Genomic DNA, 20,864 nt, shown 5'->3' with positions numbered 1-20,864 from the left:
TAGCAGACAGAGATGAGGGTGCGCCATCGGATCCGCCACAGCCACAACTTTGTTTGCGATCCTTTCCTGTAGTTGCCCCTAATTCAACCGTCATTTTCACCGGCCTGGCGTTTTCACGAATCCTTCACGCTGGCTGCAACGCGCCTCTCACGGCCGCGGTGGAAATTGTCCGGACGAGCAGCCCTTATTTCAGGAGGACACTATGCTACGCCCGAGTTCGGCCGAATGGCCCATCTGGCATGATGATCCCGGTCAAAATGCGCAGCCGCGCGGCGGCCCGTTACGCCACGATATTGCGCTTACGCATTATCTCGAGAAGCAGCGGGCCTGCCGGATATCAACGGTCCGCTCGTTCGATTTCCGGACCACCGCGATCCGCGCATTCGCGCTGATCGCGCGACTTGGGCGTGATTTTTTCCGGCGACTGCGTCCATTCAAACGGCGCATCGGTGTGAAAAATGCACTTACGTTGATCGACGATATTGGCTTGAGGCTGGCGCAGATCGAAGCCGAGATAAGCAACTCGTTCTGGCGTCGGTGAGCACGACAGCGGGTTTCGGCTCGATCCCAATGGCCTTTTTACGGTGAAAAGCTCCCCTTCCCGCTCACCTCATATCCCCGATCCATCCAGCAGCGGGACATCTTCTTCATCCCAGGGGCTCGGCAATGAACCCTTGCTCAGATTGGCTGTCGGCAGCGGCATCCAGCACTTCAGCTCGGGTTCCGCGTATTCAACCACGCGTCCGGGCGACGAGTCGGAAGCGCGCCATCCTTCGCTGCCGAACTGGTCGGCCCGAGACCAGTAAGCCAGGTCGACTTCCGCCGGCCCCTGTTCGGACGGCCGAACCGTGACAAGGATTCGGCTGCCATCCTTTGGCGCGCTCGACATGTGACGCCACCGATCGGGCTCGTCCATCGCATTTCCTCCTGCAGCCTGCATCTCGCCTGTCCAGACGAATAGTCGCTTCGCGTACAAGGCCGGTCAACCCGAACTTTGCGCAGGACAGTCTATAGTTGGCCGCCTGCCGGTCTGGCGCGACGTGGGCTCGCGGTCATCAGCGAACCTTGGCCTTGACCGCCCAGGCTCTCGTTTTCAGGGGAATGGACCCGTCCTCGCCGCGCGGCAGACTCTCGCGGAGCCTCTCCATCAATCTCTGGCGAGCTGCGGGTTCGAGACTCATGCAATAGCCGGGCGCCGGCCCCGCCCCCAGGGTGAAGGGGTGCCAGTAGTCTTCGAAGTCCTTGAACACAGCGGGCATCTCAATCCTGGTGGACTCGATGGAAACGAGGCCGGCCTTCTCCGCGAGATCGGTCAGTCCATCTCGTGTGCAAAATGGAAAACGCCTGTCTTCGGTGAGGTCGATGGCACCGGGGTCAAGCGCCGTCGCAGCGGTCCAGAAGGCCCGCATGAATTCCACCCCGCCGCCAGGATAATCCCACACATAGAATCCAATCGTCGCTCCAGGGCGGGCCACTCGCCGCATCTCGGCGAGCGCCTTTTGCTTGTCGGGGACGAAGTTGAGAACAAGCGCCGACACGACCATGTCCTTGCTGCCCGATTCGACAGCCAAGGCCTGCGCATCGCCTGCGGGAAACTCGACACGCTTGTCGGGCACGTTTGCCCGCGCCTTGGCGAGAAAACCCTCCGACGGGTCTATGGATACCAGGCTCCTGGGATTGCAACGGGCCAGGATGGCTGCCGACAGCGCCCCGGTTCCGCAACCCACCTCCAGCCAGTCCAGACCCTCCGCCGGATCGAGCCAATCCAGGAACGGTGGAGCGATCTGACGGCTCCATCGCCCCATATAGAGGTCGTAGCTATCCCCGGCCTGCCAGGCGTCGTGACGCGTTGCCTCAGTCATCGCAATCCCCTCCCTGATAGTTCGGTCCATCGGACCGCGGCGAGAATACGCTCGCCGCTCTCGCAGGAACAGAGGGCCAGGAAGGTGTAAACCCGGGTCGTACTCGAATGCCGCACGCGCGCACGCTCGCTCGAAACGGGCCCGTCAGGTAGACGAACCGGGCGCTGGACCTCTCCGATCCGGAAGGAAATCTCCTGCGGCTGCCGTCACCGGACGGCTTTGTGCTCAGCCTGCCCGGAACGCGAGGCTCCGCCTCATCAGTTGGATGCTGAGCGACAGGTCTCCGCTTCCGATGAACCAGGGAGACAGTATCAGGGACGATCTCAGTCCGCGATAGAGCAGATAGGGAAGTCCGAGCGACAGGGCGATCAGCGCCAACTCGGAAGACATTCCGAAGTCACGCAGCGTGAAATGAACGAACTGATGGACGAACATGATCACCAGGGAGGCCGCGCCGATTTCCGCCAACGGAGCGATGCGCAAGCTCGGCAACTCCATGAAGCGGATGAGGGCGAGGACAAAGGTCGAGATCGCCAGTGCAACGAGCAGGCCGAGAAGTGGAGGGCCGAAGACGGCGTTCTTCATGCTGAAGGTAAAGTCGGAACCCGCCCGCGCCGCTGCGAGCGCGGCCCCGGCAACCGCTACGACAAACACCGCCGACCACAGCGCGCTCATGCCGCGTTCGCGCAGGACATGTCCGAACCAGAATGCGCCGATGGCGAGCGGCACGTTCGTCAGAGCCAGCGGCGCGCGCACCTCCTGCCAATAGGCCTGGATTGAATAGGCGAGGCCGACGGATGCGCCGACGAAGATCAGCATGCCGGGATCGGTCGGTCCGCTAGTCCTGATCGCGACCTCATTGTAGACAAGTTGCGTGGCGACGAGGCAGGTGACGAACCAGAACACGCCGAGTTCGCGCGTGAGGTGCCGTCCGCCCAGCAGGGCGTCGGTGATGAGTTCCCTGATCTGCCAGGGCGCCGGGATGTCGCCGCGCAACAGGTCGACAACGAGCACGCTCGCCATGATCGCGCCGAGAAACGTCACATAGGGGATGAGCAGGCCCTGGGCGCGTTTCCGGAAAAGCGCCTTCCTGTCCGTGACGGCAAAAAGGTAGCCGGATATGATGAAGAAGAACGGCATGAAGAAGAGCGATGCCGCAAAGTAAACCGGGTGCGCCCATCGCCAGGTGCTGTGGTCGAGGACGTGGGCCATGACGACGAGGGTGATTCCCAAGCCCTTGGCGGTGTCCAGCCAGGTCTCACGCATGGGCAGGTTCAACTTCAGCGTTTCCTGGGTATGGCCTACCGGCCGCCCCGGTCCTTCGGTTTCGCTGAGATTGTGCATCGCATCATACCTTGTGGCAAGTGCGAATTGGCTCGGATGCTCCGGATTGCCGATAGTCCCATTCAGTCGGCGAGATTCAGCATTCCGCTTGATTTTCCGCTGATCCTCACGCATTGTTGCGCTGCACAATATCGGGATAGTGCCGATGTGTCAGTTCAAGGCCTTTCGATAGGAAACGTTGACCGGCACCGGTTACCGTTTTTGCGAGAGGCAGCGGACTGTTGAAATCGATCGCGCTTTGACGTCGGATCGGCCAGGTCCGATACGAGGCAGCAAGGGATCACATACCAAGATGCTTCGCGAATTGTCCGCCTACAAGAAAATGATGATGCTCGGCATTGTCGGGCTGCTGTTCGTCGCTGTCCTCGATGCCTTCAGCAACCTGCCGGTCGTTTCCGGCTGTGCGTTCTACGGCAATTGCGCGATCGCCGAAGCACCGATCGAACTCAGTCTGGACCCGACAGAGCAATGAAGCCACCTGGGAAGACCGCGCTTATCGTCTATGACGGCGACTGCATCTTCTGCCAGAGCTATGTCCGCTTTGCCCGGCTGCGCGACGCGGTCGGTCCTGTCGAGTTGCTCGACGCGCGCTCCGGCGACCCGCGTGTTGTCGGGTTTCAGCGCCAGGGCTTCGACCTGAACGAGGGCATGCTCTTCGTTTTCGAGGACCGCGTCTATCACGGCGAGGAAGCCATCAATCTCCTGGCGATCCTCAGTTCCTCTTCGACACTTTTCGGCTGGCTCAACCGCAGGATTCTCTCAAACAGGACGGCCGCGCGGCTGATCTATCCGGCGCTCAAGCTCGGACGCCGGGCCACCCTGAGGCTTCGTGGCCGCTCGCTCATCCCTGCCGACCTTGACCGGCGCTAATTCATGTCGCGCAAAAGTGCGCAGCGGTTTTGCGATAACGACATGAACTTAAAGCGCGACGCGTGAATCCTTACAAACGCGATGCGCTTTAGACATTTCCCGGCGAAATGGATGGCTGAAGCCGACTGCCCGGCGACATCTACCAGTTTCGTTCGTGAACATTCGAACAGCTCTCCTCCCAGAGCGGCGCTCAGTGGGTGCAGACCTTCGGCCGCGAGAAATCCACCAATTTGAAGGTAAGGAACTTTCGTTCGAGGAGGTTGGGCATTTCGCCTGCGAAGGTCGACGCGTTGGCGCGGGTAATCGTCTCGCCATCCTTCACGTAAGTCACCCAAGCCTCGGGCTTCCGGCGCAGTTGTTTCTTCAGATCGAGGAGGACGTGGTAATTGCCCGCCCGCGACTGCCGGACGAGATGGGGCTCCGAGGAATCAATGATCTTCACCACCTCGTTCTGATAGTTGAACAGGTATGGTGGTTTGGGAAAGAGCAGATGGTTGGTCTGGCCGGCTTCCGTGTGCAGATTGCTGAACATGTTGATAGAACTCTCCGTCTTGAGCCCGACATAGGGTGACAGGCAGGAGAGGAAGAACAAGCCCGGCACCAAATAGACCCAGAGCGGCTGGCGCGGCGAGGAAACGGTCCGGCAAGGCAGGTTCTGCAGAGCCACATAGGGTAGCACGACCATCGCCGCGCCGCCCACTACCGCCCAAACGAGGATCCAGACAGAGTGGACCATCATGTCGAAGGACCGCCCGGGAAAAGTATAGGTGAGCAGAATGACGAGAGTGACCGCGAACAGCATCACGGCCGCGCCCGGCAGCAAGATCCCGATCCGGCCGAACGTTTCGCGCAGCGGATTGGTAAACTCCAGCGAGGTGCGATAGAGCGCCTCGCTAGCGGGCGTGGGGATGCTCAGCACATACAGCGCGAACACCAGGCTGGAAAAGTCCATGTACCAGGAATAAGCCGAGATCGGGATCACGTAATGGAAGACGAGTGCGAGGATGAACCCCACGGCGAAATAGCGCTTCCAGTAGAGAGACACGATCGCGATCGCCTCAATGACGAAGGTGGCGAAGATCGCAAGATACCGGCCAAAGAGATTGTCCTCGAGGCCGAACGGACGAGCCAGCGGAGCGTATAGGCCCACAGCGCAACTCACGGAAGGGTCGAGGAAGTCGGTGTTGATCTTGTGGAAGATGCCGTAGAAATACATGATGGCGAGCAGCGACCGGGCGACGATCCGGATCTGTTGATAAAGGTCCATCCGGGCCAGGGCGGCGCCACGGCCGGCGGCCCGCAGATAGAGCACCGCTGCGCTGAGCAGGATAGCCCCGTTCATCACCGCCGTGATCGTCTTGTTATTCGAAGCGACCGGCATGCGCAGCGCGTATAGCACAAGCGATACCATCACGAGCCCGATCAAAAACTCGGTCCGCCGTGGGTACAGCAGGAGTAGCAAGCTGAACAGGACGACCGACCAGCTCAGAGCGGCAAAAAGTGGCCCCGTGTAGCCAAGCATGGAGTAGATATCACCGGCGATACTGAAGATCGCCGCCATTGCCCAGAAAGGGGTAAATGCGGTCAACCCGTCAAATGTGTCGTCCCGACCGCTGACGTTCGCGATTTTGCTGCGACCAATGTTCCATAACGGTATGGCGCCTGAGAACTGCTGCTGCCCTATAGACACTAGTTAGACCCCCTCAAAGATCCTTTTGGCGGTTCTTTCGACGTCCAACTGGGGACGGCTTGCCGCCTTCGGAACCGTTGCTCTATGTTGCACTGCAACATCAGCACGGGTTTAGATAAGAGTCAATTCGGTGTCGTCGGTAGCTCCTCCTACTGGGCATCAGCCATTGAGAAACTGCTAGCAGGCACGGTGTAGAGCGGGATGCGTTCAAATTGAACTGGCCATCCCGCTCTATCTATTGTTTAGCTGTATTTCTGCGACGCCAAAACTTAAAGCCACGCACGGAGTCCTTCGGATGCGACGCGCTTTAAGAGTTCGCCGACTATCGCTGTCTTGCCGTTTTGGGAAATTCCACTACGTCCGCCGGCGGGCGCTTGTACTGGGCTGCGGCAATTGCATCGATCAGAATATCCAGAGCCGCGCGAGCAGCGCTGCTCGTCTCGTCATCGCCGCGCAAATAGTGGCAGGCTCGTTCAAGATGGAGGTGGGCGGCGGCAAAGTCGCTAGTCATGGATTCTCCTTTTGCCCGCCGTCCGACAAGGATGGCCCATTTCGATTTACCCAAAGGCGAATATCCACAGCTGGATTTGAATCAACTTTGGCCGGTTAACCAGATCTTCAGCATCGCGAGGCGACCTTGCTGCTGCGGACATGTGTTGAGTTCCGCCTCAGGCAACAGACCCGCTCCGGAGACCGGGGCGGGTTTTTGCTTGAATGGTGCTTCGGGTCGAAGCCGGCATCCGCAATTGGCACAGGCAGGCGTCGGTTGGGGAACAGAAGAGGATGCCGAACGCCTATCCAATGCTCACGCTACGCTATCGCGGCTGAGCCGACGTACCTTCGAAGCGGTCCACTGCAAAGGGTGCGAGGCGGTCAGGATCGCCGCGTCCGGCAATCAGGTCGGCAACCAAGCGGGCCGTGATCGGCGCCAGAGTGAGGCCGAGATGACCGTGACCGAAGGCATGGATCACCCTGGGGCTGCCACGCGACGGACCGATGACCGGCCGGGAATCGGGCAGCGACGGCCGGAACCCGAGCCATTCGGACGAAGGCCGACCGAGTTGGGGAAAGAACTGCCTGACGCCGCGATCGAGCAAAGCCAGCCGGCGCGGATTTGCCGGTGCTGCAAACCCGCCGAGCTCGACGGTTCCGGCGACACGCAGCCGGCCGGTCATCGGCGTCATGTAAAAGCCGAGATCGACAGGACAGACCGGACGACTGAGCAGAGGCGCTTCGGTCGGGAATTCGAGATGATAGCCGCGTTCGGTCTCGAGCGGGACGCTGTCGCCGGCCTGCATCGCCAACGCCCGCGATTGCGCGCCCGCGGCGATCACCACCGTGTTCGCCTTGATGCGAAGGCCGGAACCGCCGAGCCTGACACCGTCCGCCTCGACCCGCAGCCCGGTTATTGCAGCCTGCGCCACCGACACGCCGCGGGCGGTCGCTGCATCGAGCACCCGCCGCATCAGCGTCTTCGGATCGGTGACGTTCATCGAGTCCGGGAAGTACAGGCCGCAGGCCCCGGTCGGGGGCAGGCCGGGCTCCAGCGCGGCCACCTCTCCCGGCGTCAGAACCTCCTGATGCACACCAAACCCGGCGCGCAGCGCCCTGCCCCCAGCGGCCTTGGCGAAATCGCTCTTGCGGCGATACAGGTAGAGACAGCCGTTGCGGCGCATCAGGTCGGCCATATCGGCCTCTTTCACCATCTCCTCCCAGGCCGGCAGGGCCCCAGCCAGAAGCCCGGCGAGCGCCATCGCGTTGGCGCGGGTGGCCGCCGGAAGCGACTGCCGCACGAAGCGGACCAGCCAGGGCGCCAGCTGGAAAAACGCTGTCCAGCGCAATGCGAAAGGGCTCTCCGGATCGAGGAGCAGTTTTGGCAATTGGCGCAGCACGGCCGGGTTGCCGACCGGCATGCAGGCATATTCGGCGAGCGTTCCGGCGTTGCCGAACGAGGCGCCGGAGCCAGGCTCGTTGGGGTCGATGAGCAGCACCTCGCGCCCCTCGGCCGCAAGCCGGAGTGCCGTTGCCAAACCGACAATGCCGGCGCCGACTATGGCGACTTGCACGGTTTCCGGTGCTGCCATCCTAGACGAAGCCAGGCAGTTGCAGATGCCCGGCCGCGAGCAGTTCGGCCATGGTGTTCAGGGCCGTGCGCAGATCGTCGAGCGAGCGCGCGGCGCCGACATTGATGCGCACCCCGTGCTGCACCGGCTCGCGCCCAACCGCGAAGGCGTCGCCGGGAAGAACGGCAACGCCACGTTCCAGGCAGGTGCGAGCGAAACCCGCGCCCCGCCACGGCTCCGGGAGGCGCAGCCAGGCATGGGTCGAGGTGGCGTGGCTCTGGACATCGTAGCGGCCGAGGATTTCGGTGAGGATGGCCTGGCGCTGACGAAGCTCCTGCTTCTGGGCTTCGATGATGCGCGCCGCCGAGCCCTCTTCTATCAGCCGCGCGCCGATCAGCGCCGTCAGAGGGCTGATGCTCCAGCAGTTGATGCGTAAAGCCGCGGCGACCTGGCCGGCTATGGCGCGTGGCGCGATCACAAAACCGAGGCGCAGCCCTGGGGCAAGGCATTTCGACAAGGCGCCGATGTGAACCGTCAATTCGGGCTCGAGGCTGGCAAGCGACGGCGGCGGATTGTCCGCCAGCGGCCGGTAGACGTCATCCTCGATGATGAGGACATTATGGCGACGGGCCACAGCCACCAGCTCGTGCCGGCGTTCCTCGCCCAGTGTGATGGTGGTCGGATTGTGCAGGGTCGGCACCAGGAAGACCGCGCGCGGGCGGAGCTGCGCGCAGGCTGCCTCGAACGCGTCGGCCCGCATGCCGCCGCGGTCCATGGCGACGCCTCTGAGATCGAGGCCATGCACCCGGCACAGTGCATTGATGCCCTGATAAGTCACTTCGTCGGCGAGCACGACCTCGCCCTGCCTGGTCACCGCGCCAAGCACACAGTCCAGCCCATGCTGGGCGCCCGCCGCCAGCACCACCCGGCCGGGATCGCCGTCGCCCGCCACCGGCCGCATCCACTCGGCGATTGCCTCCCTCGCCCACAGCGGCCCCTCGGGCGGATGATAGTCCTGAAGCGTGACGTAGTGCCGGTCCTTGGACAGGCGCGGCAACAGCAGCGCCAGCGCGTCGAGATAGGCCGAGGTCGCCGGTCTGTTGACGGAAAGATCGATGACGCCGGTGTCTTCGCTCGGCGCCGACACGAAACCTGGTCCTTCGCCGCCGTTGCGGGCGGCGACCGTGGTGCCGCGTCCGGGCCGCGCTTCGAGCAGGCCGCGCTGCTGCAGTGTCGACAGCGCGCGCGTCACGGTGGTGACATTGATGCCCAGTGCGCGGGCAATCTCGCGCTGCGGCGGCAACCGGTCTCCAACGGCAAGCGTGCCGGCTGTAATCCGTTCGGCAATAGCGTCAGCAAGGCGCCGGTAGACCGGGCCTTCATCCGAGGCGAGTTGCAGGTCCTGAAGCATGCGGGTTGGCGGTTTCGGTGTGTTGACACTCTGGCTACCGGCGCATCTAGCATAAGACAATGCTCCGGACAATAGCACTTGTCCGGTACATGTTTTCAAAATCCGGCTGAAAAAACTCACACAATTCCGAAGAAAGCCGCTTGACGGGCAAACTTGTCTGCACCTATGCTGCTTTAGCGATTGATTGTGTGAGCATACAAGTTTGGTTGCCGCCCTTGCGCGGCCAGCGTCATGCGAGACCGACACATGCACGGCAAGCACCACCTCGTTTCGACAAGCGGCCATTGCCGCCGCTCAACGGATTTCCGTTCGTGATCGCCGAAGCGACAGTCTTGCCAGCCGACAGCGCCGCTGCGGCACCGGACGCCCGCCGGCAGGGATTTGTCGAATTCGTCGATGTCGAAAAATCCTATGACGGCCGGACTTTCGCGGTGACACGGCTAAACCTCAGTGTGGCGCGCGGCGAGTTCCTCACCCTTCTCGGCCCCTCCGGTTCGGGCAAAACGACGACGCTCAACATGCTTGCAGGTTTCGAACGGCCGACCAGCGGCGTCATTACGCTTGAAGGCCAGTCAGTCGACAGGCTGCCGCCCTACGAACGCAACATCGGCATGGTGTTCCAGAACTACGCGCTGTTTCCGCACATGAGCGTTGAGGAGAACGTCGCCTTCCCACTCTCGGTCCGCAAGATCACCAAGGCGGACGTTGCATCCCGCGTCGGCCGCGCACTCGACATGGTGCGGCTGCGGCAGTTCGGCGACCGGCGGCCGGCACAGCTTTCCGGCGGCCAGCAGCAGCGTGTCGCGCTTGCCCGCGCGCTGGTGTTCGAGCCGAGCCTAGTGCTGATGGACGAGCCGCTCGGCGCGCTCGACAAGAAGCTGCGCGAGCATATGCAGCTCGAGATCAAGCAACTGCACACCATGCTCGGCGTCACCATCGTCTACGTGACGCACGACCAGAGCGAGGCGCTGACCATGTCGGACCGCGTTGCCGTGTTCAACAATGGCGGGATTGCCCAGCTCGGTTCGCCTGATGATCTCTACAACACGCCGGAGAGCTCGTTCGTCGCGAGCTTCATCGGCGAGAACAACACGCTGGAAGGCAAGGTCGAGCGCATCTCCGGCAAGGAGTGCCGCGTCGCGCTGGACGGTGGCGGTTCGGTAACCGCGCTGGCCATCGGCGTTGCGGAGGGTGCGGCCTGCCATGTCGCCATCCGCCCGGAGCGGCTGAAGCTCGCGCCCGCTTCGAACGGAGCAAATGCGCTGGCAGCCACGGTCGATGGCCGCATCTATCTCGGCGACCACCAGCGTCTTCTGGCCAGGCTTGAAAACGGACAGGTGCTGACCGTCAAAGTCGGCCCCGAAGCGACCATGGGTAGCGGGGAACCGGTCACGGTTTCCTGCGCGCCCAACGACTGCCGTGCCTTTCCGGCCGATGCCGGAACGGGCGGTTCCATCTCGAAAACAGGGGAATAAGAACAATGAAAATCACAAAAACCCGGCTGTTCGCCTTCGCGGCAGCCACAGCATTCATCATGTCAGGACACGCTGCCTTCGCCGAAGAGCTTTCGATCATGGCCAGCGGCGGCGCCTGGCAGGATGCCCAGCGCAAGGCGTGGTTCGAGCCGTTCAGCAAGGAGACCGGGATCAAGATCGTCGAGCAGGAATATCTTGGCGATCTCGGCAAGGTAAAAGCGATGGTCGACACCGGTAACGTGCCGATCGATCTGGTGACGGTCGAGACCGCGACCGTGCTGCAGGGTTGCGACGCCGGCATTCTCGAGCGGCTCGACTATTCCAAGATCGCCCCCCGCGAAAAGTTCATCGAAGGTTCGGCACTCGACTGCGGCGTCGGCCTTGATGCCTATGGCGACGTGCTTGCCTATGATCCCAACGTGCTGAAGGAGGCGCCGACTTCGGTCCTCGACATCTTCGACACGACCAAGTTTCCGGGCAAGCGCGCGATGCGCAAGTTTCCGGCGCAGAACCTCGAATGGGCGCTGATGGCCGACGGCGTTGCGCCGGCCGATGTCTACGAGGTGCTGGCAACCCCCGAAGGCGTCGATCGTGCCTTCAAGAAGCTCGACACCATCAAGCAGGATATCGTCTGGTGGGATGCCGGCGCGCAGCCGCCGCAGCTCCTCGCATCCAAGGAAGTGGTGATGACCACCGCGTGGAATGGCCGTATCCAGAACGCCATCGACAAGGACGGGGCGCCGTTCAAGATCGTCTGGAACAACCAGATCCTCGAATATGACATGATTGCCATTCCGAAGGGCGCCAAGAGCCCGGACCTGGCCTACAAGTATCTTGCCTATATCAGCCAGCCGGAAATTAACGCCAAGCTCGCCAGCTACATCACCTACGGGCCGGTGCGCATCGATGCGGCTTCCTTTGTCGCGCCGGACGCCCTGCCGAAATTGCCGAACGCACCTGACCACATGACCGCTTACCTGGTCGCCGATACCGAATTCTGGGGCGACTATGGCGAGGATCTGGTCAAGCGCTTCAACGCCTGGCTCGCGCAGTAGGGGAAAATGTCGGCGCTTAAGCCCACGAAACTGGACCGGCCGCGGGCAAGCCGCGACTGGTCGGCCGCCGATTCCGGCACAGCAAGGTCGGTCGCGGCGGCGCTTCGCCGCGCCGATCTCGGCGACCGTCTGCGGTCGCTGGCGCTGGCGGCACCTTTGCTTGTGCTGCTGGCGCTGAGCTTCGGCATCCCGATCGTCCTGCTTCTGTCGCGCGCCGTCTATGATCCGACGATTGCCGACGCTTTGCCGCAGACCAGCCAGGCACTGGTCGGCTGGAACGGCACGGGACTGCCCGACGATGCTGCGTTCCTGGCCCTTGCCGCCGATCTCCGGAGCAATCAGGCCAAGGGCACCGCCTACGAACTCGCCAAGAGCCTGAACGCCCGTCTACCAGGTGCACGCAGCCAGGTGCTCAAGACGGTGCGTCAACTCGAGGCCGCCGACAGGCCGCCGCTGGAGGTGATGAAAGCAGTGCCGTTCTGGTCGGCCCCGGGCACATGGCCGGTCATCGAGAGCGGCACCCATAGCGTGACGTCGTTCTACCTGCTGAGCGCGCTTGATCTGCGCTGGAATGCCGATGGCGGCATCGAAAGGGTGCCGCCCGAACAGGCCATCTTCCTGCAGGTGTTCATGCGCACATTCTTCGTCGCCGCTGCGGTGACGCTGGCCACGCTGATACTGGGCTTCCCCCTCGCCTACCTCATCGCCTCCGTGCCCAAGGGCCTCGCCGCCATCCTCATCGTCGCGGTGCTGTTGCCGTTCTGGACGTCGATCCTGGTGCGCACCGCGGCCTGGACGGTGCTCCTGCAGAAATTCGGCCTGGTCAACGATCTGCTGCTGTGGCTCGGCGTTGCCGACGACCGGCTCGACCTGATGTACAGCCGCATCGGACTGATCATCGCCATGACCCACATCCAGCTGCCGTTCACGCTGCTGCCGATCTACAGCGTCATGCGCACCATCCAGCCTTCGCAGATGAAGGCTGCCTATTCGCTCGGCGCAAAACCTTTTACCGCGTTTCGCCGCGTCTACCTTCCACAGGTCTTTCCGGGCGTGATGGCCGGCTGCCTGCTCACCTTCATCCTCTGCCTTGGCTATTACATCACGCCGGCACTGATCGGCGGCGCCAGCGACCAGCTGATCAGCAATTTTATCGCCAACTACGTCAATGTCGAACTGAACTGGGAGATGGCGGCGGCGCTCAGCTTCATCCTGCTCGTCTTCACCCTGGCGCTGTTCGGCATTTTCGCCCGCATCCTCGGCCTCGACCGTCTCAAGCTGGTGTAGCCATGTTGCTGTCTCCCTACCCGACGACAGGCGAAAGAATCCGCATCACCCTGCTCTGGCTGTGGTGCGGCATGGTGATCCTGTTCCTCCTCGTGCCGATCCTCATTCCCGTTCCCTTGTCGTTCAACAGCGGCGCCTTCTTCATCTTTCCGCTGGAGGGAATTTCGACGCGCTGGTACGAGGTCGTGCTTGGAACCCAGCGCTGGCAAGCAGCAATCGGCAACAGCCTGATCGTTGCGTTCGGGACGACGCTGATCGCAACGATACTCGGCACATTGACGGCTATTGCGCTTTCCGACGAAAAGTTTCCCGGCCGCCGCATCGTCATGCCGCTGCTGCTGTCGCCACTGATCGTGCCGGTGGTGATCACCGCCGTCGGCTCATATCTGTTCTATGCACGCGTCGGCCTTGCCAGCACCTATGCCGGCATCATCCTGGCGCACACCGCGCTCGCCAGTCCCTTCGTCGTCGTCACGGTGGGAGCGAGCCTCACCGGCTTCGACCGTAATCTGATGCGCGCCGCCGCCATCTCCGGAGCAAAGCCCATCACATCGTTCTTCAGGGTGATGCTGCCGCTGATCCTGCCCGGCGTGCTGTCAGGGGCGGCCTTTGCGTTCGTCACCTCGTTCGACGAGGTCGTCGTGGTGCAGTTCCTGGCCAGCGCCAATCAGCGCACCATGCCGCTCGAAATGTTCATCGGCCTGCGCGAGAAGCTGAGCCCGGCAATCACCGCTGCCGCGACGCTGATGATGGCACTGTCGATCATACTGCTCGTCGTTGCCAATCTTCTGGCCCGCCGTGGCAAGCAGCGACCGCGCATTGACTAGGAATGTCGTGCGGCGGTCGGCCAAAGCCCCCATAGGCCTGCCCGCGTCAGGCCGCTTTACGGTGCGATTTCCATGTCTCGTGGTGCTTGCCCCACGCCGACATGACTGTCACCGCATCGTTCAGGCTAAAGCCGAGCGGCGTGATCGAGTATTCCACGCGAGGCGGCACCTCGTCATAGGCGCGCCGGCTGATCAGCCCGTCGGCTTCCATCTGCCGCAATTGTTGCGTGAGCACCTTTTCGCTGACGCCAGGCAACAAGCGGCGCAGTTCGGCAAAGCGGTATGGCCGCAGGTGCAGTTCCCATAGCAGCGAGGTTTTCCACTTTCCGCCGATGGCCTGCAGCGCGGCAGCAAAACCGCAGCTGTCTGGTTCCTTGCGCCTCATTTGGCAGCTCCTGTCATGATGGCGATAGCTTACCTCAAGGTGCGTACTTCTCAACGCAGCAAGAATTTATATCTTCGGATCGAGCGCGCCAAACACAAAACGGACCCTCGTCGAGAGGGCCATCAGTCTATCGGAGAAGTTACTATGGCATCGAATGTCTGCGTGCTCGGCGCGGGCCGAATGGGCTCGTCCATTGCTCGAACGCTGCTCGACCGCGGCTATCCAACATGGGTCTGGAATCGAACCGTGGCAAAGTGCGACTCATTGGCGGCCCTTGGTGCGAAGGTCGCCCCCTCGGTGGAGGATGGAATCCGAGCGGCCGACGTCGTGATCATCAATGTTCTCGACTATGCCGCCAGCGACGCTTTGCTGAAGCGGGAGGGCATCGCTTCGGCATTGGCCAGCAAAGCCGTCGTACAACTCACCTCCGGCTCACCGCGTCTGGCACGGGAAGAAGCGCGCTGGGTGGAGGCACATGGTGCCGGCTATCTCGACGGGGCGATCATGGCCACTCCGGATTTTATCGGCAAACCCGAGACCGCACTGCTTTATTCGGGTTCCCGCGACGTTTATGAGAAGCACAAGCCCCTGCTGTTCGCACTCGGCGGCGGCACGAGCCATGTCGGGGAACTGCCGGGTCAAGCCTCTGCGCTTGATACCGCTCTGCTCACGCAGATGTGGGGCGGGCTCTTCGGAGCACTCCAGGGCATGGCTGTCGCCGAGGCCGAAGGTCTCGACCTGGCGACGTTCAGGAACCATCTTTCCGGATTCAAGCCTGTTGTCGATGCCGCTCTGTTCGACCTGGTGGATAGAACGAATGCACGCCGTTTTGCCGGCGACGACGCGACGCTGGCGTCATTGGGCGCCCACTACAGCGCCTTCCAGCACCTGCTTGAAGCATGCGAGGAGCGAGGCCTCGACGCGGCGATGCCGCGCGCCATGGACATGATTTTTCGCCAGGCGCGTTCGCTCGGGCGCATGGAAGATGATTTTGCGTCTCTCGCGCCGCTGTTTCGAAATGGCTCGTCGCGCCAGAGCCGGGAGCCAGCGAATGCATAGCGGCAAGACGAAACGAACCGCGACCTGCTCATGCCGGGGCGTGGAACTTGTCCTCGCCGGAGAGCCGCGACGCGTCTATGCGTGCAGTTGCATGGAGTGCCAGCGCTGCACCGGAACGGCGTTCTCATACCGGGCCATCTACGCCGGTTCCGCCCTCGTCGGCCAGAAAGGCGAGACCAGGTCCTGGCGCAGAACCGGCTCGTCGGGACAATGGCTGGAGCAGACATTCTGCACCACATGCGGGTCGGTCGTCTTCATGCGGGCAGAAGGGCTGAAGGATGCGCTGTCGGTATCGGTCGGCTGCCTGGAGGACCCGGAATTCCCACCCCCGATAATGCTCCATTGGCCTCACAGAAAGCATAGATGGCTTTGCTTGGAGGGCCTGCCAGAAGCAGCCGCCTCTTGAGGGCGGATCACCAAGCGCGATGCCTGGCTTGCAGCAGGCTCGGCATTGTGAGTCCGGCAACGTCTCCTTCGGCAATCGATTTCCGTTCAAGAAGGTCCCGATTGGGCGAATAGCTGTCGCGGGCGACTGCGAATCCCAAGGCTCCCTCGCAGCACTCCTTGCAACACTTTGCGCTCCCCGACGTTCTCCCAAGGCACGCTCCGTAGCCGATTGTCGCGGCTCCATTGGCAAATCCAATTGCTGGAGCGAGGGAGCCATCCCGGCTTCGCAGGCTGGCCACGGCACCGTGTGCCGTGGCAGTTCGGCAACCTGCATCGATGTGACGCTGGAGGAGACGCCATGGACATGGGCAACAGGAAGACGCAGTTTAATATCTGGTACTGGATCGTCGCCTTCGTCGGGCTGATGATCTTCCAATATGTCTACACTGCCACGCAGCACGTCGCTCAGATTCCCTTCAGCCAGTTTGAGACCCTGTTGCGCGACGGCAAGATCGCCGACGTGCAGGTTTCCGATCGCTTCATCCAGGGCCGCTTCAAGCAGCCGCAGGACGGGAAGCCTCTATTCATTACAACGCGGGTCGAGCCGAATCTCGCGCGGCAGCTGCAGGAACACGGCGTCACCGTCACTGGCCAGATCGAAAGCACATTCCTGAGCGACCTGCTCTCCTGGGTCGTCCCGATCCTCGCCTTCTTCGGCTTGTGGATGCTGCTGATGAGACGCATGGGCGGTGGCATGGGCGGGTTGATGCAAATCGGCAGGAGCAAGGCCAGGGTCTACGTCGAGGCCAATACCGGCGTGAGGTTCGATGACGTGGCGGGCGTCGATGAGGCCAAGGCCGAGCTGCAGGAGATCGTGGATTTTCTGAAGAGCCCGCAGGAATATGGCCGTCTTGGAGGGCGCATGCCCAAGGGCGTGCTGCTGGTCGGACCGCCAGGCACCGGCAAGACGCTGCTCGCGAAGGCCGTTGCAGGCGAGGCAAAAGTTCCGTTCTTCTCGATCTCAGGCTCTGAATTCGTCGAGATGTTCGTGGGCGTCGGCGCCGCCCGTGTGCGCGACCTGTTCGAGCAGGCATGCGCCAGAGCCCCGGCAATCATTTTCATCGACGAGCTCGACGCGCTGGGCCGCGCCAGGGGTGCGGGCCCGATGATGGGCGGCCACGACGAGAAGGAGCAGACACTCAATCAGCTCCTGGTCGAGCTCGACGGTTTCGATCCGAAGATCGGCGTCGTGCTGCTCGCCGCGACGAACCGTCCGGAAATCCTTGACCCGGCACTTCTTCGCGCCGGCCGTTTCGACAGGCAGGTGCTGGTCGACCGGCCGGACAAGCAAGGCCGCGTCCAGATACTCCAGGTCCACATGAAGAAGGCGAAGCTGGCAGCGGATGTCGAGGCCGAGAAAGTTGCCGCGCTGACGCCGGGTTTTACCGGCGCCGACCTCGCCAACCTCGTCAACGAGGCGACCCTGCTTGCCACGCGCCGGAAGGCAGATGTCGTGACGATGGACGATTTCAACAATGCGGTGGAGCGCATCGTGGCGGGGCTTGAGAAACGCAACCGGCTGTTGAACCCTAGGGAACGTGAGGTCGTCGCCTATCACGAAATGGGCCATGCTCTGGTAGCCATGGCGCTGCCCGGCGTCGACCCGGTGCACAAGGTATCGATCATCCCACGCGGCGTCGGCGCGTTGGGCTACACGATCCAGCGGCCGACCGAGGACCGATTCCTCATGACTCGCGAGGAACTGGAGAACAAGATGGCGGTGCTGCTCGGCGGCAGAGCGGCCGAGCAGATCGTGTTCGGGCATCTGTCGACGGGGGCCGCCGATGACCTGGCCAAAGTGACCGATATCGCCCGCGCCATGGTTACGCGTTATGGCATGTCGGAAAGGCTCGGCCATGTGGCGCTGGAAAAGGACCAGCGCTCCTTCCTGAGCCCCAACCCACTCGCCGGCGGTCCGCGCGAGCACGATTACGGCGCGGCCACCGCCGAAGCCATCGACGCGGAAGTTCGCAGCATCGTCGACACAGCTTTCGCGCGAACCGTCGGCCTGCTCACTGAGCGACGGGATCTGCTGGAAAAGACGGCGCGCAAGCTGCTCGAAATCGAGACGCTCAGCGAGGCTGAACTCGCGTCGCTCGTCGGAAACGTCTCGGCACCGGATCGTGCGACAACGGAGGCATCCGATCCGCAATCGGGGAAGCGACCGGTACGACGAGGCAAGGCTGCGGCTACAAACGTCTCGCGCCCCGCCGAGTGATGCCCTTCCTCGTCCCGACGGCAGATCGCTGGCATCGCCAATCTCGACGCGGCCTCCCCAGGTGACCCGTTCCCAGTGGCATAGTGTCGCTGCCAATCACTGAGATAGTCGCCCAGGGCCTGGCAATCATCAACAACGAAGACCGGCACGGCCCCGCGCACGCGCCAAGCCGGCGTTGCGGGCGGCCGCAATCCGCGTCGCGCGGCGCCGGTTGACCGGCTTGTTCAGTAAAGGCTAATGAGGCAGCGTTACGCGACCGATCGTTGTGTCTGTTTTTCAGATTTGGCGTTGCTTTCGTCGCGGTCCGAATCCGCCAGCTACGGTAGGCCAGGCTGAATGACCGACCTCATTTGCCTCGAATTCGCCCCTATCATTGAAGAGCGGTGCTGATTGCAATGCTGGCGCCATCCGTTTACCAACTCCTGCAGACAAAACGAAGGCTCGTATGATCCAGGACAATGCCAGGGTCGGCGTCGTGGTGCCGATGTTCAATGCCGAGCGAACCATTCGCGCCACCTTGACCAGCATCTGCCAGCAGGACCATCAGGCGCTGGATATTATCGTGGTGGACGACGGGTCGACGGACCAGTCCGCCTCGATTGTGGCCTCCTGTGCTGAGAGAGACCGGCGTATACGCCTAATGAGGCAGTCGAACGCCGGTGTTGCGCAGGCCCGCAACAGCGGTGCGGCCTCTACCGATGCAGAGTTTCTGGCGTTTGTCGACGCGGATGATCTCTGGGCCCCATCCAAGATCGCACTGCAACTGCGCGCCCTGCAGGAAGGCGGCTCTTCTGCGGGCCTGGCATATTGCTGGTTTGCCCAAATCGACGAGGACGGCCGGGTATTCTCACTATACCGACCCGATGCCGATGGCCGCGTTCTGCAACGGATGTGCAGAATGAATTTTGTCGGCAACGGAAGTTCGATGCTGATGCGTCGCTCCGCATTCGAGCAGGCGGGACAATTCGATCCTTCCCTGAGGGCCAGGAATGCACAAGGCTGCGAGGACCTTCTCATGTGCCTCAGGATAGCGGAAAGTTACGAATTCCGTGTCGTGCCTCAGCACCTGGTGGGCTATCGGATGACGAACGTCAACATGTCGAGCGATGTCATGCAGATGCTTCGTTCATGTGAAATCGTCCTTGCCGAGTATCGCGAAAAATATCCGCAGTTCGGCAGCGATCTCGATGCGCATCTGGTCGACATGATCCATTGGCTTGCCATCAGAGCCTTGGTCGGCGGGCGGCTGTTCGCAGCCGGCGACCTGCTGAGGAGATACTTCGTCCTGGAACCGCGCACGGCAATTTCCCGCCTGCCCAACATGATCGACATGTACTGCCGGGCCAGGCTGGTTCCTCGCTGGATGAAGGTTGGAGTGAAACGGATGCGAAACAAAAACGCCGAGTTTCGGCGCCTTTATGAAGAGACTATCTGGTGAATGTGAGCGTATTCCTGTTCGCGCGCTTGCAGCGGCTCTTCCGCCACGGGGGTCTGGGTGCACCTCGTGATCTGAGACCTTAAGCGCCGTCTTCGACGAGAGCGGACGGATCAATACTCCTCGGACCTGACTCGCGAAGCTGGCGCGGCGTCGGCGTCTTGAGGGCCACCTGGACTCGCCTTCGAAGCCACTCCGGAGGAAATGGCTGGCAGATGAAAGTCGGATCGGCGTCGAAAAAACGCTCGGAGGTACAGATGGAATGCGGTGAGGTCGGAACCATGCGCTGTTTAACGGCAAGTATTCTTGGCACAAGGCGACACAGCCGCCGCCACAGATCTTGTGCGGACGGCTTTGCGAAGACATGAAACAGCGCGGCCGGATCGATCCGTGTTGCGTGGACAAGCGGAGCGATGGCCGCGCCTGGCGACGTGCGGGCGGCTTCGCTGCCATAATACGCTGAAGCCACGCCATCGGACCAACGAAACAAGAAAGACGCTAGCTTGGGATGTCGCGTGCGGACTGTTTCAAGGACGATCCGGTGCGATGTCAGCATGACGACATACCTGGTCGACATAGAAGATAGTGATCGCCGGTAACCAATCAGATACTCGGGAACGACATCATAATCGCAGATCGCGGCAATGTTGAGCTGCATCTGCAAGTCTTCGGCTCCTTGGGCGCCTGCGGCTCTGAGCGACGGGTCGTATCCCCCGGTTGCCGTAAGAACTGACCGCCTGATTAGTGGTGAACTTGCATTGCCGATAAAATTCTCAACCAGCAGCCAGTTGTGGACGTCCCCGCGGGCGAGAGTTGGCGGGGAGCATTCGATCACCCAATCATCATCATCGATGACCCGATACCATGCGTAGACAAGGCCGAGAGACGGCCGCGACTGAAAGAGGCTGTGCTGCTTTTCCAGCTTTGTCGGGTGCCACACATCATCCGCATCAAGTGGCGCTATAAATTCACCCTTCGCCGCATGAATTGCCAGGTTTCTGGCGACAGCAACCCCTTGGTTCTGCTGTCTCAGAAGAGAAATACGCGGATCACTGGTTGCAAATGCCTCGACGATCTCAGCGGTCCGGTCGGTCGACCCGTCATCGACCACTATGATCTCTAGCTGTTTGAAAGTTTGCGAGGCGGCCGACTGAAGGGTGTGTCGGATGGTCTTTTCCGCATTGTAGGCAGGAATGATGACGGAAACTGCGGGTTGCATATCGAAAAAAGCCTGCTTTTGATGAAGGATGAAAGAAAGACGGGGCGCCACCGGCCTAAATACTAGCATGCTCGAGCGGGATAGTATCAAGCCGCGCCTCTCCCTATGGCTACTTCAATGTCTGAGAATTCGCCCGGTATTCGCACTTACGGCGGCGACACGTGCTAATATGCTGGTTTCAATCCGCCCAAACTTGTGGATGCCTTCATGCTTCCTT

At 61.8% G+C, this 20,864-nt stretch carries 20 protein-coding genes; 11 read left to right on the top strand and 9 right to left on the bottom strand.

Translation table 11 applies throughout. From position 1 onward, the window contains the following. The first annotated feature begins 202 nt into the window (after nt 1-202). Nucleotides 203-541 carry a hypothetical protein gene (locus AC0L3L_RS24910; RefSeq protein WP_473639502.1) on the top strand — a complete coding sequence of 113 codons (339 nt, stop codon included), beginning with the start codon at nt 203-205 and terminating at the stop codon, nt 539-541. A 69-nt stretch (nt 542-610) separates the two neighbouring features. Here AC0L3L_RS24910 and AC0L3L_RS24905 read toward each other — a convergent pair whose 3' ends face one another. The 3 genes from AC0L3L_RS24905 to AC0L3L_RS24895 all read right to left on the bottom strand — a co-directional run bounded on the left by AC0L3L_RS24905 (nt 611) and on the right by AC0L3L_RS24895 (nt 3,206). Then, on the bottom strand, nt 611-916 hold the full coding sequence (locus AC0L3L_RS24905; protein WP_292186190.1) for a hypothetical protein: 306 nt from the start codon (nt 914-916) through the stop codon (nt 611-613). A gap of 139 nt (nt 917-1,055) precedes the next feature. Beyond that, nucleotides 1,056-1,862 (bottom strand): class I SAM-dependent methyltransferase, encoded by an 807-nt coding sequence (locus AC0L3L_RS24900; protein ID WP_473639500.1) that lies wholly within the window; start codon nt 1,860-1,862, stop codon nt 1,056-1,058. Nucleotides 1,863-2,087: 225 nt separating this feature from the next. Continuing rightward, nucleotides 2,088-3,206 carry an acyltransferase family protein gene (locus tag AC0L3L_RS24895; RefSeq protein WP_473639498.1) on the bottom strand — a complete coding sequence of 373 codons (1,119 nt, stop codon included), beginning with the start codon at nt 3,204-3,206 and terminating at the stop codon, nt 2,088-2,090. A 292-nt stretch (nt 3,207-3,498) separates the two neighbouring features. On the opposite strand from AC0L3L_RS24895, the gene AC0L3L_RS24890 reads away from it, so the two are divergent. Both AC0L3L_RS24890 and AC0L3L_RS24885 read left to right on the top strand, forming a co-directional pair. Then, a complete protein-coding gene (locus tag AC0L3L_RS24890; RefSeq protein WP_473639497.1) occupies nt 3,499-3,678 on the top strand; it encodes a hypothetical protein in 180 nt (59 codons plus the stop codon). Then, the gene (locus AC0L3L_RS24885) at nt 3,675-4,076 is read left to right on the top strand and encodes a DCC1-like thiol-disulfide oxidoreductase family protein (RefSeq protein ID WP_095496521.1); all 402 of its coding nucleotides are present in this window, start codon (nt 3,675-3,677) and stop codon (nt 4,074-4,076) included. The genes AC0L3L_RS24890 and AC0L3L_RS24885 overlap by 4 nt, the downstream gene beginning before the upstream one ends. Nucleotides 4,077-4,266: 190 nt before the next feature. On the opposite strand, the gene AC0L3L_RS24880 is transcribed toward AC0L3L_RS24885, so the two are convergent. From AC0L3L_RS24880 to AC0L3L_RS24865, 4 genes are all read right to left on the bottom strand, one after another. Next, on the bottom strand, nt 4,267-5,766 hold the full coding sequence (locus AC0L3L_RS24880; protein ID WP_473639495.1) for a thiol-disulfide oxidoreductase: 1,500 nt from the start codon (nt 5,764-5,766) through the stop codon (nt 4,267-4,269). Nucleotides 5,767-6,088: 322 nt separating this feature from the next. Then, the gene (locus tag AC0L3L_RS24875; RefSeq protein ID WP_473526952.1) at nt 6,089-6,331 is read right to left on the bottom strand and encodes a hypothetical protein; all 243 of its coding nucleotides are present in this window, start codon (nt 6,329-6,331) and stop codon (nt 6,089-6,091) included. A 250-nt stretch (nt 6,332-6,581) separates the two neighbouring features. Continuing rightward, nucleotides 6,582-7,850 (bottom strand): NAD(P)/FAD-dependent oxidoreductase, encoded by a 1,269-nt coding sequence (locus tag AC0L3L_RS24870; RefSeq protein ID WP_473639493.1) that lies wholly within the window; start codon nt 7,848-7,850, stop codon nt 6,582-6,584. A 1-nt stretch (nt 7,851) separates the two neighbouring features. Continuing rightward, nucleotides 7,852-9,240 carry an aminotransferase-like domain-containing protein gene (locus AC0L3L_RS24865; RefSeq protein ID WP_473639491.1) on the bottom strand — a complete coding sequence of 463 codons (1,389 nt, stop codon included), beginning with the start codon at nt 9,238-9,240 and terminating at the stop codon, nt 7,852-7,854. Nucleotides 9,241-9,551: 311 nt separating this feature from the next. Here AC0L3L_RS24865 and AC0L3L_RS24860 point away from each other — a divergent pair, with 311 nt between their 5' ends. The 4 genes from AC0L3L_RS24860 to AC0L3L_RS24845 are packed head-to-tail and all read left to right on the top strand — an operon-like array spanning nt 9,552 to nt 13,884. Beyond that, on the top strand, nt 9,552-10,715 hold the full coding sequence (locus AC0L3L_RS24860; protein ID WP_473639489.1) for an ABC transporter ATP-binding protein: 1,164 nt from the start codon (nt 9,552-9,554) through the stop codon (nt 10,713-10,715). Nucleotides 10,716-10,720: 5 nt separating this feature from the next. Next, on the top strand, nt 10,721-11,770 hold the full coding sequence (locus tag AC0L3L_RS24855) for an ABC transporter substrate-binding protein (protein WP_473487532.1): 1,050 nt from the start codon (nt 10,721-10,723) through the stop codon (nt 11,768-11,770). 6 nt (nt 11,771-11,776) lie between these two features. Then, nucleotides 11,777-13,057, top strand: a complete 1,281-nt coding sequence (locus AC0L3L_RS24850; protein WP_473639487.1) for an ABC transporter permease — start codon at nt 11,777-11,779, stop codon at nt 13,055-13,057. Between the two features lie 2 nt (nt 13,058-13,059). After that, entirely contained in the window at nt 13,060-13,884 is an 825-nt protein-coding gene (locus AC0L3L_RS24845; protein WP_473487530.1) for an ABC transporter permease, read from the top strand. Between the two features lie 46 nt (nt 13,885-13,930). Here the strand turns inward: AC0L3L_RS24845 and AC0L3L_RS24840 are convergent, their stop codons facing one another. After that, complete coding sequence (locus tag AC0L3L_RS24840) at nt 13,931-14,269, bottom strand: winged helix-turn-helix transcriptional regulator (RefSeq protein WP_258123107.1); 339 nt, start codon at nt 14,267-14,269, stop codon at nt 13,931-13,933. A gap of 15 nt (nt 14,270-14,284) precedes the next feature. Here AC0L3L_RS24840 and AC0L3L_RS24835 point away from each other — a divergent pair, with 15 nt between their 5' ends. From AC0L3L_RS24835 to AC0L3L_RS24820, 4 genes are all read left to right on the top strand, one after another. Further along, a complete protein-coding gene (locus tag AC0L3L_RS24835; protein ID WP_473487529.1) occupies nt 14,285-15,328 on the top strand; it encodes an NAD(P)-dependent oxidoreductase in 1,044 nt (347 codons plus the stop codon). After that, nucleotides 15,255-15,734, top strand: coding sequence for a GFA family protein (locus tag AC0L3L_RS24830; RefSeq protein ID WP_473487528.1), 480 nt, complete (start codon nt 15,255-15,257; stop codon nt 15,732-15,734). Before AC0L3L_RS24835 ends, AC0L3L_RS24830 begins: the two co-directional genes overlap by 74 nt. A gap of 345 nt (nt 15,735-16,079) precedes the next feature. Beyond that, complete coding sequence (gene ftsH / locus AC0L3L_RS24825) at nt 16,080-17,993, top strand: ATP-dependent zinc metalloprotease FtsH (protein ID WP_473639568.1); 1,914 nt, start codon at nt 16,080-16,082, stop codon at nt 17,991-17,993. 445 nt (nt 17,994-18,438) lie between these two features. Further along, on the top strand, nt 18,439-19,431 hold the full coding sequence (locus AC0L3L_RS24820) for a glycosyltransferase family 2 protein (protein ID WP_473487526.1): 993 nt from the start codon (nt 18,439-18,441) through the stop codon (nt 19,429-19,431). A 79-nt stretch (nt 19,432-19,510) separates the two neighbouring features. Here AC0L3L_RS24820 and AC0L3L_RS24815 read toward each other — a convergent pair whose 3' ends face one another. Then, complete coding sequence (locus AC0L3L_RS24815) at nt 19,511-20,737, bottom strand: glycosyltransferase family 2 protein (protein WP_473487525.1); 1,227 nt, start codon at nt 20,735-20,737, stop codon at nt 19,511-19,513. Nucleotides 20,738-20,864: the final 127 nt, after the last annotated feature.

It is taken from the genome of Mesorhizobium sp. WSM4849 (assembly GCF_055811385.1).
Note: the sequence above shows the minus strand (reverse complement) of the source record. Positions and strands in the feature narration are given on the sequence as shown.